This is a genomic window from Thiomicrorhabdus sediminis (genome assembly GCF_005885815.1).
Taxonomy (GTDB): Bacteria; Pseudomonadota; Gammaproteobacteria; order Thiomicrospirales; family Thiomicrospiraceae; genus Thiomicrorhabdus; species Thiomicrorhabdus sediminis.
In genome coordinates this window covers 2,124,048-2,138,735 of the sequence record NZ_CP040602.1, presented here as the reverse complement: position 1 = coordinate 2,138,735, position 14,688 = coordinate 2,124,048, and the positions used below count along the sequence as shown (strand labels likewise).

Annotated in this window: 11 protein-coding genes; 4 read left to right on the top strand and 7 right to left on the bottom strand. The window is 45.9% G+C overall.

Features of this window, described 5'->3' with window-relative positions:
• Positions 1-13: 13 nt before the first annotated feature.
• Both pyrE and nfo read right to left on the bottom strand, forming a co-directional pair.
• The gene (gene pyrE / locus FE785_RS09710) at positions 14-658 is read right to left on the bottom strand and encodes an orotate phosphoribosyltransferase (protein ID WP_138565558.1); all 645 of its coding nucleotides are present in this window, start codon (positions 656-658) and stop codon (positions 14-16) included.
• A 109-nt stretch (positions 659-767) separates the two neighbouring features.
• Positions 768-1,613 carry a deoxyribonuclease IV gene (gene nfo / locus FE785_RS09705; RefSeq protein ID WP_138565557.1) on the bottom strand — a complete coding sequence of 282 codons (846 nt, stop codon included), beginning with the start codon at positions 1,611-1,613 and terminating at the stop codon, positions 768-770.
• Positions 1,614-1,850: 237 nt separating this feature from the next.
• On the opposite strand from nfo, the gene FE785_RS09700 reads away from it, so the two are divergent.
• Together FE785_RS09700 and FE785_RS09695 are read left to right on the top strand one after the other, a co-directional pair.
• Positions 1,851-2,351, top strand: a complete 501-nt coding sequence (locus tag FE785_RS09700; RefSeq protein WP_138565556.1) for a hypothetical protein — start codon at positions 1,851-1,853, stop codon at positions 2,349-2,351.
• A 165-nt stretch (positions 2,352-2,516) separates the two neighbouring features.
• A complete protein-coding gene (locus tag FE785_RS09695; protein ID WP_138565555.1) occupies positions 2,517-3,620 on the top strand; it encodes a flavodoxin domain-containing protein in 1,104 nt (367 codons plus the stop codon).
• A gap of 3 nt (positions 3,621-3,623) precedes the next feature.
• Here FE785_RS09695 and ppx read toward each other — a convergent pair whose 3' ends face one another.
• The 5 genes from ppx to FE785_RS09670 form a co-directional block, all read right to left on the bottom strand.
• Positions 3,624-5,156, bottom strand: coding sequence for an exopolyphosphatase (ppx, locus tag FE785_RS09690; RefSeq protein ID WP_138565554.1), 1,533 nt, complete (start codon positions 5,154-5,156; stop codon positions 3,624-3,626).
• Between the two features lie 131 nt (positions 5,157-5,287).
• On the bottom strand, positions 5,288-7,438 hold the full coding sequence (gene ppk1 / locus FE785_RS09685; protein ID WP_138565553.1) for a polyphosphate kinase 1: 2,151 nt from the start codon (positions 7,436-7,438) through the stop codon (positions 5,288-5,290).
• Between the two features lie 136 nt (positions 7,439-7,574).
• Positions 7,575-7,838, bottom strand: coding sequence for a membrane protein insertion efficiency factor YidD (gene yidD / locus FE785_RS09680; protein WP_202978301.1), 264 nt, complete (start codon positions 7,836-7,838; stop codon positions 7,575-7,577).
• Positions 7,825-10,647, bottom strand: coding sequence for an EAL domain-containing protein (locus tag FE785_RS09675; RefSeq protein ID WP_138565551.1), 2,823 nt, complete (start codon positions 10,645-10,647; stop codon positions 7,825-7,827). Before FE785_RS09675 ends, yidD begins: the two co-directional genes overlap by 14 nt.
• On the bottom strand, positions 10,644-11,732 hold the full coding sequence (locus FE785_RS09670; RefSeq protein ID WP_138565550.1) for an ABC transporter substrate-binding protein: 1,089 nt from the start codon (positions 11,730-11,732) through the stop codon (positions 10,644-10,646). The genes FE785_RS09675 and FE785_RS09670 overlap by 4 nt, the downstream gene beginning before the upstream one ends.
• A 244-nt stretch (positions 11,733-11,976) precedes the next feature.
• Between FE785_RS09670 and FE785_RS09665 the strand changes: the two genes are divergently transcribed.
• Both FE785_RS09665 and FE785_RS09660 read left to right on the top strand, forming a co-directional pair.
• Positions 11,977-13,326, top strand: coding sequence for a dihydroorotase (locus FE785_RS09665; RefSeq protein ID WP_138565549.1), 1,350 nt, complete (start codon positions 11,977-11,979; stop codon positions 13,324-13,326).
• Positions 13,327-13,411: 85 nt separating this feature from the next.
• Positions 13,412-14,611, top strand: coding sequence for an EAL and HDOD domain-containing protein (locus tag FE785_RS09660; protein WP_138565548.1), 1,200 nt, complete (start codon positions 13,412-13,414; stop codon positions 14,609-14,611).
• Positions 14,612-14,688 lie beyond the last annotated feature (77 nt).

Below are 14,688 nucleotides of genomic sequence, written 5' to 3'. Positions count from 1 at the left end.
TCCGCAATTTAGATTAAGCGATACCGTACTCGGCACGGTAGGCTTTCATAGCATCCAGATACTGCTGACTCTGTTCGTCGTTTTTTGCGGCCAGATAATCAATAATATCGTTGAGGGTGATAATGCTCATAACCGGAATGCCAAACTCTTGTTCGACTTCCTGAATCGCGGATAAATCAGATTGCCCCTTTTCCATGCGATCCAGTGCGATAACAACACCGGCGGGACGAGCACCATTGGCTTTGATAATATCCATCGCTTCACGGATAGCGGTACCTGCGGTAATGACATCATCAATAATCAATACATCGCCTTCAAGTGCGTGGCCGACGATATTTCCGCCTTCGCCATGGTCTTTGGCTTCTTTACGGTTGAACGCATAAGGTTTATCGATATTGAAGTCTTGCGCCAACGAAACACTCGTGGTTGCCGCTAGCGGAATGCCTTTATAAGCAGGACCGAACAAAACATCGAAATCGAATTTAGCGTCGGCAATCGCCCCGGCGTAACCCTTTGCCAAGGTCGCCAGTTGTCCACCGGTATTAAACAGGCCAGCATTGAAAAAATAAGGACTGATTCGTCCGGATTTAAGCGTGAATTCGCCCAGCTTTAGAACGCCGGTTTGCATAACGAATTCAATAAATTGATGTTTGTTCATTGAATCTATGTACTTTGTGATTGAGCGTTTATCTTACTCTATTCAAAAATAATCACGCAAGTATCTAAAAGCGAGCTTAAAAACTTACGTGGGTGAAAATAATTGGCTTTTACCGGCTCTGCCCGGCCCAGGCTTTGAGTTGTGCGATCTCTTCAGGCCAGATGGCAGGTTCAATGGTTTCCAAGGTCATCGGAATTTCATCGATACGCGGGTCCTTCATCAGTTGTTCAAACATATCCCAGCCGATCTCACCTTGACCCAAGCTATGGTGTCGATCGAGACGCTGCCCGAGTTTGGCTTTGGAGTCGTTGAGGTGCATGCCTTTCAAGTATTGCAAACCGACCACGTCAATCAGATCTTGCATAAATCCCTGATAGTCGTTTTTCAGATCGTACCCGGCGGCAAATGCATGGCAGGTATCGATACAGACGCCAATGCGGCTTTTGTCTTCGACCTTATCAATAATATGGGCAAGTTGTTCATGGCGATAACCCAGATTCGAACCTTGACCGGCGGTATTTTCAAGCACGGCGCAGACGCCTTGTGTTTGCTCAAGCGCGAAATTGACCGATTCGGCAATCAAATCCAAACAGTGTTCTTCGGAGATTTCGCGCAGATGGCTACCGGGATGAAAATTCAAACGGTCGATCCCCAATTGTTCGCAGCGCTGCAATTCATCGATAAAAGCATCGAGTGATTTTTGCCGTTTATCGATATCCGGGTGGCCGAGATTAATCAGATAACTGTCATGAGGCAAAATCTGTTTGGCGCTGTAGCCGAATTTTTCGCAGTTGGCTTTGAATTCATCAATGCTTTTTTCGCTAAGAGGTTTGGCAACCCATTGACGTTGGTTTTTGGTAAACAGAGCGAAGGCGGTTGCGCCGATTTCGTGAGCGCGAATCGGAGCGTTTTCCACGCCACCTGCCGCTGAAACGTGTGCGCCTATATATTTCATTGCCTTTCCTGTTTGTTTGATGACTTTATGAACTTGACTCAATTTTGCGAAAACACCATTCATTTCGGCTGTTTTCACAATAGCTTGAAGAGTTTTGTTTTAGTTTGGCACGGTTTCTGCATGAGAACGGATAAAGTGCCAAGCGATTAAATAATAGGCGCATTATACAAGAATTATTGACAAAAAAATGACAGCTGCCGTTGAGCGGCGATGACAGACACAGGATAGGGAATCGTTATGCCAATTGATTTAAGAGAAGTGGAACCATTAGGCTCAAAAAGTGTGTTGTTGGAGCAGGCCATGCGTCGTAACCGCAACAATCGTCAGCAGAATAAGTACGACGATGACGATGCGATGATGGATATGATCACGCCGGATTTCGAATGGTTAAAAGAAGATAAGAGTGCTGTGCAAAGCCTCGTTCAGCAGATGGATGCTTCTATCGGTCAATTGGCGAAGCAGATGAATGAGCTGGATGAAAAGAACCGTAAATCACGATTGGCGGTAGAAAAAGAACAGCAACTATTATTTAAGCAGATTCGTACTTTGAATGGCTTGTTGAAAAAACAGCTTGATCTGTTTTCTTCGGTAGAGCGTCAGGTTTCCAATATCGAGATTCAGCAGAACAATCTTCTGCCACAGGTCGGTATCGGTCTGATTGCCGGTTTAATGTCTGCGGTCACGATCTTGGCGACAGCACCTTGGTTAACGGTATTTATCGAAACCTATATCAGATAATCGAATCCTTTAACACCCCCCCATCCTTTAGGTATGGCGGCTTTTATCCCCTTAAGCCGCTATCTTTAGTCTTTTTCTTCGCTCTTTTCGCCCAGTCGCGCATGATACAATTGCGCTAAAAATCGCTATTTGTAAATTTCTTTTTATCGGGTTGAGGCTCCTTTTATGCAAGTCGTTGTGGTTGATCAAAAATGTCTGACGCCAAATTCTGATCTGAAAACGGTTTATTACTTAAGACTTGAATCTGCCGATGCCGCGACGCCATTGCAATATGAGCCCGGTGATTGGCTGACCGTTGCGGTTAAAAATCCAACACCCTTAATCAAGCGACTGTTAGCACGTCTCAATCTAGATGGCGATGAAACTATTGAACTGCGTCGTGCCGGGCGAGTCAGCAGTCAGCAGGCTTTAAGCGAGTATTTAGAAATCACCCAGCTTAATCCGGCGATTTTAAGTAAAGTGCAGCGTCAATATTCTTTGGGCGACTGGGCCGATAGACAGGCAATGATCGATTTTGCCTATGGCAAAGATATTCTCGATTTGCTTGACCTGTTTCCGAACTTGGCAAAACAAGGTATCGAATTCTTGCAGTTGCTGGCGCCCTTGGCACCGCGTTACTATTCGATTGCCAGTGCCTGTTTGGCGGATAAGGGTGACACCGAAATAGCCATTTTATATCGTGCAGTACATTACCAGACCAATGGCCGAGAGCGTTTCGGTGTGGCCTCGAATTATCTTGCACAATTAAAGGCCGGAGACATTCTTGAAGTGGAGGTCAAAGCCAATCCGACTTTCAAATTACCGGAGCAGAGCGCAACGCCGATTATGATGATTGGCGCCGGCACCGGTTTGGCACCCTTTATCGGTTTTATGCAGCAGCGTGCTTGGCAGCAGCAACAGGGCGAAAATGTCGGTTTATCGTGGCTGTTTTTTGGAGAGGTGTCTAAACAGGATCACTGTTTATTTTGTGAGCAGCTCGAGGCTTGGCAACAACAAGGTGTATTGCAAGCCAGCCTTGCCTTTTCCCGTGACCAAAAAGAAAAAATCTATGTTCAGCACCGTCTGCTAGAGCAGGCGTCAAGCGTTTGGCAGTTGCTTGAACAGGGAGCGCACCTGTATATCTGCGGCAATCAGAATGTGATGGCGGAAGAGGTGAAAAATGCATTGCTGCAGATAATTGTCGAGCAGGGTCAGAAGGCACCGGATGAGGCGCAAGATTATTGGCAGCAACTGCGTAAAGAGCGCCGCCTGCAATTGGATGTGTATTAAGCCTTAACTGATATGCAACTGGCAGCCGAGGCGTTCCAGCAATTTGGCTTCGCTTTCTAAATCGAGACGGGTCAAGGGGTGTTCATCGAGCCAGTTTTCGGCAAACTGCAAATAAAGTTGGTTGTCGTCTTCAATGCGTAACAATGGATCGACATCTTCCAGGTCGCGTCCACGGTGAATGCGTACCGCCAAACGTAACAGAATAATCAGATAAGGCATTAACGACTGCACCGATTCATCAATATCGGCAATCGAATCGGCATTGTATTTACCGCGTTGGTTAAGTGCCAAGGTGCTTAAAATCAGCTTTTCCTGCTGGTTGAATCCGGCCATGTCGGCTTGCTCGATAATATAAGCGCTATGATGGCGTGAGCGCTTAAAACTGATTGCCACGCCGACCTCATGCAATAAACAAGTCCACTTAAGCAGACGTTTGATATCGAAACTATCCGAGCGTAACTGCCAAGTATCACGCGCTTGTTTAAACAGCGATTTAGCCGTTTTGGCGACCGCTTGCGCCTGTTCAATATCGACTTTCATCCATTTTTGCATGGCGATTACACTGGCATCGCGCGCATCGGATTTATTGAGTCGTCCAAAAGTATCGGCCAGCAGGCCTTCACGTAACGCATTTTGCGATACCTGCATCTGGCCGATATTCAATTCAATGAAAGTGGCAACCAAAATCGCCAGCCCGCCAATCAGTACCGGACGGCGTTCTTCTTTAAGACCCGCGATTTTCGCGTCACGCGATGAACCGGCTTTAATTAATGCCTTGCTCAGTTCGTGCATGCCTTGCAGGTTGATGCCGCTTTCGGTCCAGCTGTTGATTTCCAGAATTTGACCAATCGATTTGATCGAACCGGAAGAGCCGATGGCATTGTCCCAGCCCTTTTTTTCCAAGGTGCGGCGGTGCGGTCTAAGAATTTGACGGCAATGGGCCACCGCTTGATGAAAAGCCTCATCGGTGATTCTATCATTGGCAAAAAATGCTTCGGTAATGCTCACGCAGCCCATTTCGGTACTGGTCAAGTGACTGTTTTCCAGTTCTTTGCCGATAATATACTCGGTACTGCCTCCACCGATATCCATGACCAGGCGTTGCTCGTTATCGCTAGGCAAACCGAGCATGACGCCGAGATAGATCAAGCGCGCTTCTTCCTGACCGGAAATAATCTGCACACTGTGACCCAGCACTTGTTTTGCCTGATGCAGGAACTCGCGACTGTTTTTGGCATTACGTAAGGTATTGGTGCCGACGGCACGGATGTTGTTATTGGGAATGCCTTTAATGCGCTGGCCAAAACGTTCTAGACAATCAATACCGGTTTGAAAGGCTTTGGAGTTGATCTTACCGTTTTTATCCAGTCCGGAGCGCAAACGTACCATCTCTTTATGTTTATCGACAATCTGCATCTGACCGTGGACTTCACGGGCGACAATCATATGGAAGCTATTGGAGCCTAAATCGATGGCGGCATAGAGGTCGTTATTAAAATCCGAGTTGGCGGCGCTAGGGGCTTTTGAGTCTTGCATAGGTTTTACAACTTTCTGAAAGGCGAATGATTTAGCAGATATTGTATGCCATTTAACGCTCTGGATCGCGTTAAACGGCGCGGTTATTGTCTGTTTGTACTTAGCTTTAGGGTTAACTGATTGATTCTTAATTAATTACCACTGTAGTTTTCAATCAATGCGGTTTGCGCGTTGAATGGGGGTGCCGTGTTATTGGTCTTGAGATGGTAGTGGCCGTCTGGATGCAATTGCCATGCGCCTTGATTGTCTTCAAGGTAAATGGCCAGCCCTTCGGTATAGACTTTTTGGAAGCATTGTTGGTTAAGAATCGGGAAGCAGGTTTCCACTCGCGAAACCAGATTACGTCGCATCCAATCGGCACTTGAGCAGAACAGTTCCGGTTTGCCGGTACTGTTCTGAAAATAATAGATGCGATGATGTTCCAAAAATCGGCCGATGATCGATGTCACGCGAATATTTTCCGACAGTCCGCTCACACCGGGTCTTAGGCTGCATATGCCTCGAACAATCAGATCGATTTGGACACCGGCTTGTGAGGCTTGGTAAAGCGCATCGATAATGTCTTGGTCATCCAAACCGTTCATTTTCGCGATAATGCGCGCCGATACGCCTTGGCGGGCATTTTCCGCTTCGCGCTGGATACGCTCGATCATGCCGCTTTTTAAGGTGAAAGGCGACTGCAGCAAGGCTTCCAGATCTTTGGTGTCACCAAGGCTGGTGAGCTGCTGGAAGATTTTAGACGAATCGCGGCCAATTGCTTGGTTTGCGGTCATCAGTCCGAAATCGGAATAGAAACGCGTGGTGATATGGTGATAATTTCCGGTTCCCATATGGGTGTAATAACGGATGCGGCCGTTTTCACGTCGAACCACCAGAATCATTTTAGCGTGGGTTTTATAGCCAACCACTCCATATACCACATGCACCCCGGCATCCTGCAAACGGGTCGCCTGGAGGATGTTGTTATCTTCATCAAAGCGGGCGCGCAGCTCAACCACGGCGGTCACTTCTTTGCCGTTTTGTGCCGCTTTTTCCAAGGCCTTGATAATGGCGGAATCTTCACCGGTGCGATATAGCGTCATACGAATCGCCAATACATCCTTGTCGGCGGAGGCTTCGCGCAGAAAGTCGACCACCGGATTAAAGGAGTCATAAGGATGGTGTAATAACACATCCTGTTTACTGATTCTGTCAAACAGGCTTTCGCGATTTTTCTGGCGGGTGAATAGGCGCAAGGCGCCCTTGGGTTGCGCCTTCTGACTAATGAGGTTTTTTTGTTGGTAAGGGGGGAACTGTAAGTCGTTACGGTTTGCCATATCCGGTACGGTATTGAGACGGTGCAGGTTGACCGGGCCGTTAACTTTATAGAGCGCTTGTTCATTGAGGTTGAAGCGGTCCATCAGGTAATCGATCATGTGTTGTGGGCAGTTATCGGCCACTTCGAGACGAATCGCCCCACCGTATTGACGGCTCGATAATTCACCGCGCAGAGCGCTCATTAAATCGTCAACTTCCTCTTCATCGATAAACAGGTTGGTATTGCGGGTGACACGGAACTGATAACAGCCGGTTACCGTCATTCCCGGGAACAGACGCGAGACATTGGCGTGCAGGATGGAGGACAGGAAAACAAAATCGTTTTCGCCATCGGTCGCTTCCGGCGGCAGCTTGATAATACGCGGCAAGGAGCGCGGTACCGGGACGATTGCCAAACCGTTCGAACGACCGAAGGCATCCTTGCCTTCAAGCGAAACAATAAAATTCAAACTTTTATTGAGTACCTTGGGAAAAGGGTGAGAGGGATCCAGTCCTACCGCACTTAATACCGGCTGTAGGGAGTCTTTAAAATAATCGCTGAGCCAGTTCTTTTGCACATCATCCCAGTGGGTACGGCGCAGGAAGCGGATATTCTCTTTACGTAAAGCCGGAATCAGTACATGGTTAAGGGTGTGATATTGCTCTTCAACTATGTCATGCGCCACTGCCGAGAGACTGTCTATCACGGTTTGCGGTGATTGCTGGTCAGGTTGCGTCACAGCGCCGGGATCATCCTGCAGCTCATGCAGGCTGGCGAGACGAACCTCGAAAAATTCATCCATATTACTGCTGGAAATACACAGGTATTTCAAGCGTTCCAAAAGTGGAATACTTTCATTATTAGCTTGCGCAAGCACGCGTCTATTGAATTCCAACAGGCTGTGTTCACGGTTGATATAAGGCGGTAATTCTGCATCGCTATCGGTATGTTCTGCGGAGGTTTGAGTGTCGCTAACGTCTGTCATGATGGCCTTTACTGAATTTTTGTGGTGAAAGTTGCCGAGATTGATCGGTTACTAAATACACTTAATAACCATTTATTCTAATGCTTTTAAAAGCTAAATGGTTACAGATTCGTGACACAAATCGTAAAGTTTTCGATTAGTTTTTTTTATCTTCGGAGGGCTTGCACTGACAAGGCGGAACCGGATCGATACCACCAGGATTCCCAGGGTGGCAGCGGCTGATACGCTTGATTGCGAGCCAGCTTCCTTTGAAAAAGCCGTGGGTTTGGATGGCCTCTATGGTGTAGTGTGAGCAGGAAGGGTAAAAACGACAGCGCGGACCTAATAACGGACTGATAAAGAGCTGATAGAACTTAACCAGAATAATCACCAGCCAAGATAACGGATTATAGGTTTTCATAACGTAAACTCTCGGCATCAATCAGTTGTTTCAGGTCATTGTGGCGATAATAGAAATTGCCTTTATTTAATTGTAACCACTCTTCCAGCTCATAAATAGGTAAGGGGCGACTGATAAAGTAACCCTGAGCAAAATCGCAATTCAGTTCACGCAAGAAAAGCAGTTGTTCAATGGTCTCGACTCCCTCGGCCACAACGTGCATATTTAGGCTGTGTGCCAAATTAAGGATGGCGGTGGCGATACTCTTGTCATCATCATCCTTGGGAATGCCGTCAACAAAGGATTTATCGATTTTGAGAATGCTCAAAGGAAAACGCTTCAGGTAACTCAATGATGAGTAACCGGTACCGAAGTCATCCACAGACAGACCATAACCGCTGGAACGGATTTGGTTGAACCTGACGATATTATCGCTGACATTGCTCATAACGGTGCGTTCGGTCAGTTCAATTTCCAAAAGGTGATTGGGCAGGTTAGCCTGTTTCATCATGTTTGAAATTTGATCAATAAAGTCGGGGTCTTCAAACTGAACGCTACTGACGTTCATGGCGATATGCAGATTGGCCAAGTGCGTTTGCTGCCAGATTTGCAATTGTTCAATACAAGTCTGAGCTACCCATTCACCAAGCTTAAGAATCAGTTGGCTGTCTTCGGCGATGGAGATGAATTTATCAGGCGGTACAAAGCCCAAGGTCGGATTATGCCAGCGTAATAAGGCTTCAACGCCATTGATATGGCCGCTGCTGAGACTGACTTGCGGTTGATAATAAACTTCCAGCTCATCGTTTTCGATGGCATTACGCAGGTGCTTTTCAATCAATAGTTTCTCTTCGAGCTGAGCTTCCATATTTTCGTTATAGAGTGAATAAGTGTTCTTGCCCATTGCCTTGGATTGATACATTGCGGTATCGGCATGGCGCAATAAGGTATCGACGTCACTGCCGTGGTCAGGGTAGCAAGCGATACCGATACTGCCGGAAACATCCATTTCATCTTCAGCGATTTTTATGGTCCTTTCGACCTTGTTGAGCAGTCGTTTACTGACATTGGCCGCTCCGTTGGCATTGACGTTTTCCAGCATGATAATGAATTCATCGCCACCGAAACGACAGATATGAACCTTGTCGCGGCTATCACGAATAGTAGTTTGTATGCGTTTGGCAATGACCTTGAGCAATTCATCTCCAACGCTATGGCCTAGGGTGTCGTTGACCTTTTTGAAACCGTCCAAATCCATAAACAAAATCGAGACTTGATGATAGGGGTTGTTTTTTAATACTTCGGTCACCGATTTTTTAAAGAAACTACGATTTTCCAGGCCTGTCAGAGGGTCGTAAAACGCCATTTGCGTCATGGCTTCTTCTGTCTTGCGCTGATGGGTGATGTCTTTAACAAACAAGCTGATTTCGGTATTGTTGTTGATTTGCAGAATGGAGCTTGCCACTTCCGCGGTAATCTGTTTACCGTGTGCATTGAAAAGCAATACCTCATTGGTTTGTGATTGCGGGTTATCCAAGTCCAAATCGAATGTACGTTGGAACAGTTCGATGCGCCCGGATTCGCTATAACGCGAGAGGTCGTTATCTTTTGCGCTGCCCATAATCAGATTGACAATCGAATCACCGATGGCGTCTTCGCGTTTGATATCGAAGGTTTTCTCGGCCTGAGGGTTCCATTCTTCAATATGGCCTTTTTCATCGGTGATGATCACCGCATCCTGAGAGGTGGCAAAGATCTGTTTTAATCGATTTTCAATCTCTTGAAGATGGTAAGTGTAGCGATAGAACGCAATTAACAGTGTCGCGATCAGCAGATAGATAATCAGCGCAATCAGGTTGTATTTAAGCAGATCCCAGGTTTGCAGGCGTTCCAGGTGCCAGGTTTCACGAATCTCCAGGCTTTGTGACTCGGCGTTGGACATGGTCGGAATCTTGGCGATAAACTCCCAGTTGAAGATATGGTCGATAGCATGATGATGGCTTTTGTCTTCATCAATAAAATAGTGTTTTGTTGTACGAATGTCTTCACTTTGTCTGAGAATCAAACTCAAGTCACGTTCGGTAAATAACTCCCTGGCAATTTTACTAAGTACCTGTTCCAGAGGTTCGATGGTGAACACTATGCCGCGCACCGCTTTTAACCGTTGTTCATGGCTGGTTAGGTAGTTGTTGTTGACATAGGTTGGCAGAATCGATATTTGAACCACATTGCCGCTCTGTTTTTCGGCAAGTAAAATGCGTTGGGTACTGTTGCTTTTTAGACTAGCGGCGAATTTCTTGACCAGTTTGGGAATGGTAAATAGATCCTGTGCCAGTAGGCTTGAGTTTTTCGGGTTCATCGGTGTCACGGCGACTACCGGCAGATACGCGTATTTTTTATTTTCTTGTTGTTGGTTGAAAATAAAATCGTCATCAACGCGAAACGATTCATAACCCAAGCGCTGTTGTTGATTTTCGAATTCGGCTTTCTGGCTACGATTAATCAAACTGGCTAAGCCGATAATCATGTCGCCCTGGTTGTTTTTCACCAAACCGCTGGCAAAATGGCGAAAATCGAGATTCGATTTTAGGGTCTGTGCAGAATAGTATTCCGACAAGGCGTGTAATAGCGTATCCGAGCGTTTGATTTCTATTTCTTGCTTGGAAATAAACTCTTTTACGTTGTTATAAAACCGCGCTTCATCCTGAGCATATTGATTAAGGGTCAACTGAAAGTTGGTAAACAGCAGCCATAGGAACCCGCTGATAATCAATAGTTGCCACTGTTTTGGATTCGATTTGAATAGATGTTTTAAATAACCGGTTTTCATGGAGTCTCATTTGGACTGAAAACAATCGCTTGATTGATGATTCCGTCCATTTTCGCTGTTCTGTATGGTCTGATTAGTTTCGGGTTTACCCAGAGTTGAAATTGTTCGTTGGGGACAACGGCTATTTGGTCGGGACGACTGCCATGAAGAATTTCCATTGCCGCCTCACCCGCCCAATGGCCTTGTTCTTCAGGGATTTTAATCATGCCGATGGCGTTAAAGTCCATCATGAAGTGTTGCATGGTCAGAGAGAGTATATTGTTGTTGTTTTCGATCAATTCAACATTGGCCCGGGCATCCCAATCTTTGATGGGTTGATAATTGGTGAACAGAAGAATATCGATATTGGGATTGTACTGTATATCGAGGTAAGCATCCTGCCACTGCTTTTGAGTAGAGACCTGATAGACCGAGTAGTCAATACCGAGTGAACGCGCCAGTTCAATAAAGGCATTGACATTGATATTGGCTGAATTGCTTTGTGTTGTCAGCATGGCTGTGCGGGTTTTTGCCGGTTGGATGGTGAAGATTAAACGTAAAAGTTGCTCCAAAGGGTTTTTTTCCACCATGCCTGTGGTGTTTTTATAAGGTAAACCATAACGTTTACCACTGTGGTTGACGCCACAATACACAAAGGGCAGCGCATCGTCTTTAAAGTGTTTTTGTAAGACATAGCGTACCGCATTGTCATCTGAAACGATCGCAACCTTGGCTTGGCTTTGTTTGATAAAATTGGCTGCCTGCTCTCCTACCGCCATCAATTCGCGCCGGGCTTTTAACGATTTGCTGTTCATATAAAAGGTTTTCAAGTGACATTTACCATCAAGGCTTTGCTGAAGGCCTTGGGTGATTCTGTCCTGCCACTCGTAGCCAGGGTGATAAGAAGCGACATAGGCACAAATAGGTAAATCATAGGTTTTGGGTGCTTGTTGATCGGCAAAAGTTTTCCATGGCAGGCATAACATAATCAAGGCAAGAACCGCCAAGCCGCTTGTTGGTAGATGGAATTTTGTTATCTCGATGCCCTGACGAGTCGTATTCAGATCGCCATTTTTGGAGAATGTTAAAGTTGCATTGCTTAACATCAAGAAGAATCTCAAGCTTTCAAAACCATGTATTAACTTGATTATATTATAAGTTTGTCACCTATTATTTACAAAAGCAGGCGAGGACAAATTAGGTCAAATTGGCGGTTTTAATCAATCTTCCCCTGACGTTGCCTGTAAACTTACTTAAAATTTCACTAACAACAGATGGAAACTAGATAAAATACAATCAAGATATTCACCCGCGTTGAGTAAACGCCTTGGAAAACACAGAGGTTTAATTATGTCGTTATGGAATGCAGATCGCTTATTGATTTCACAAGCCACCATGGTAAACGAAGGTCAGCAGCAGGTAGTGGATGTGCTGGTTGAAAATGGTCGTATCAGTAAAATCGGAGCGCAGGTCTCGGCGGATAACGCAGAGGTGATCGATGCCCAAGGTTTAATGCTGCTTCCTGGAATGATTGACGATCAGGTACATTTCCGAGATCCGGGCTTGACCAGCAAGGGGGATATCTTTACCGAATCCCGTGCGGCAGTGGCAGGTGGTACCACCAGCTTTATGGAGATGCCGAACGTCAAACCGACCACGACGACGATCGCCAACCTCGAAGCCAAATATGAGTTGGGGGCGCAAAAAGCCTGGACCAACTATTCGTTCTATTTCGGCGCGACCAATGATAACCTGGAAGAGCTAAAGCAGGTCAATCCTAATACGGTTTGTGGTGTGAAAATCTTTATGGGAGCTTCAACCGGTAATATGTTGGTGGATCGTGAACAGGCGTTACGCGACATCTTTACTCATAGTCCGACTTTGATTACCACGCACTGTGAAGATACACCGATGATTAAGGCTCAGGAAGAAAAATACCGCGCCAAATATGGTGAAGATGTACCGATTGAAATGCATCCGCAAATTCGTTGCCGTGAAGCCTGTTATAAGTCGTCCTCTTTTGCCGTACAGCTAGCTAAGGAAACCGGAGCGGATTTGCATATTCTGCATTTGACCACCGCTGAAGAGATGGATTTGTTTGAACCAGGCCCGGTTGAAGGTAAGAAGATCACCGCTGAAGCCTGTGTGCATCATCTATGGTTCAGCGATGAAGACTATAAAACCCGTGGTACCTATATCAAGTGCAATCCGGCCATTAAATCCAAATCGGATCGTGAAGCGATTCGTCAAGCGGTAAGAGACGGGCGTATTGATATTATCGCCACCGACCACGCACCTCATACCGATGAAGAGAAGCAGAACAGTTACTTTATGGCTCCAGCGGGACTGCCGCAGGTACAGCAATCGCTGTCGGCGTTATTGGATATGGTGCATGACGGCGTTTTCGATATTGAAACCATTGTCCAGAAAACCGCTCACAATGTAGCGATCCGCTATCAAGTGGCAGAGCGTGGTTATATTCGTGAGGGCTATTGGGCCGATTTGGTTTTGGTGGACATGAACAAGCCGCATACCGATGACAAGGCGCACAACTTATATAAGTGTCAATGGTCTCCTTGGGAAGGACATACATTCAAGTCTTCGGTGATGACCACCATTGTGTCCGGTAAAGTAAAATATCACCAAGGTGAGTTTGCAGACTTTACACCGGGTCATCGTTTGTTGTTTAATCGTCAGTAAAACAGCGAAAAATTGCCCTGAAACATTGGTGGGTCTGTTCTACCGGTGTGATATATAAAATAATAATCAGTTAAGAGGTAGCACTATGTCAGAAGTGTTCATTGGTAGACAGCCGATTTTGGACAGAGACATGAAAGTCTTTGCTTATGAGTTACAGTTTCATACCGGATTGAACCCCAATAAAGAAACCATTGAAGCGACTGAAGAACTGATTAAGAAAACCGATGAGAACATCGGTTTCAAGGCCATTGTCGGTCAGCATGCCGCCATGCTTCATCTGCCGAAAGCCTTGATCGACAAAAGTAAAATCCCTGAATTCAATCCTGAACAGGAAATCGTGTTGGAAATCCCGAATAACATCACCAAGGATGTCGAGTTACTCCGTCACCTGAAAGAACTCAAAGCCGAAGGCTCCTCCATTGCGCTGGATGACTTCGTCGAGGAAGATGCCAGTCTGCGCTTGGCAACCATCAGTGATTACATTAAAGTCAATATCGAGCAGTTTTCAGAGCTGAAATTGAAAAAAATCATCGAGGATATGCATGAAAAAGGCATTAAGGTGATTGCCGAGAAGGTTGAAACCGAAGAGATGTTCAATTATCTGCGCAAAATCGGTTTTGATTATTTCCAAGGTTATTTCTTCACCAATCCGGTGGTGATCAACGGCCAGACTCTGTCCGGCAATAAGCTGACTTTGTTGCAGTTATTGGCTAAGGTGAACAACCCTAATACCGACTTTGATGAGCTGTCATCGATTATCAGTCAAGATGTGGGGTTAAGTCATAAGTTGCTGATCGCCATTAATAATCCGGCGACGATGATTCCGGTCAAGGTTGAAAAGGTTTCCGATGCGCTCAAATATATGGGACTTAAGCGCCTTAAGTTCTGGGTCAATATGTTAATGCTCTCCTCGATGGAAAATATTCCGCAAGAGTTGATCACCACCTCGTTGATGCGTGCTAAATTTTGTGAGTTGTTGGCGGAATCTATCGGTCAGCAATCGCACAAAGACAGCTATTTCCTCGTTGGGCTTTTCTCAAACCTAAGCGCCTTTTTCAAGGTGCCGGTTGAGGAAATCGTCAATGAGATTCCGGTAGCGGATGATATCAAAGAAGCGCTGATCCATAAGACCGGAAAAATGGGTGAAGCCCTGAAGGTGCTGAACAGTATGGAAAGCGCCAACACCACCCTAACCAATGTCGAGTACGAAGGTATGGGCATCGGTTCACTTGGTAATAATTTTATGGCGGCCAATGCCTGGGCGCAAACGGTGATGAAATCGTAATTGATTTTTTGAGCTAAATTATTCAAACCATTCAAATTCACAGTTAAGTCGGATTCTATCCGGCTTATTTGTTTTCC

What these genes read in the sequence shown, in the direction of transcription:
- pyrE (WP_138565558.1), bottom strand. Translation starts at nt 658, where the DNA reads ATGAACAAACATCAATTTATTGAATTCGTTATGCAAACCGGCGTTCTA.
- nfo (WP_138565557.1), bottom strand. Translation starts at nt 1,613, where the DNA reads ATGAAATATATAGGCGCACACGTTTCAGCGGCAGGTGGCGTGGAAAAC.
- FE785_RS09700 (WP_138565556.1), top strand. Translation starts at nt 1,851, where the DNA reads ATGCCAATTGATTTAAGAGAAGTGGAACCATTAGGCTCAAAAAGTGTG.
- FE785_RS09695 (WP_138565555.1), top strand. Translation starts at nt 2,517, where the DNA reads ATGCAAGTCGTTGTGGTTGATCAAAAATGTCTGACGCCAAATTCTGAT.
- ppx (WP_138565554.1), bottom strand. Translation starts at nt 5,156, where the DNA reads ATGCAAGACTCAAAAGCCCCTAGCGCCGCCAACTCGGATTTTAATAAC.
- ppk1 (WP_138565553.1), bottom strand. Translation starts at nt 7,438, where the DNA reads ATGACAGACGTTAGCGACACTCAAACCTCCGCAGAACATACCGATAGC.
- yidD (WP_202978301.1), bottom strand. Translation starts at nt 7,838, where the DNA reads ATGAAAACCTATAATCCGTTATCTTGGCTGGTGATTATTCTGGTTAAG.
- FE785_RS09675 (WP_138565551.1), bottom strand. Translation starts at nt 10,647, where the DNA reads ATGAAAACCGGTTATTTAAAACATCTATTCAAATCGAATCCAAAACAG.
- FE785_RS09670 (WP_138565550.1), bottom strand. Translation starts at nt 11,732, where the DNA reads ATGTTAAGCAATGCAACTTTAACATTCTCCAAAAATGGCGATCTGAAT.
- FE785_RS09665 (WP_138565549.1), top strand. Translation starts at nt 11,977, where the DNA reads ATGTCGTTATGGAATGCAGATCGCTTATTGATTTCACAAGCCACCATG.
- FE785_RS09660 (WP_138565548.1), top strand. Translation starts at nt 13,412, where the DNA reads ATGTCAGAAGTGTTCATTGGTAGACAGCCGATTTTGGACAGAGACATG.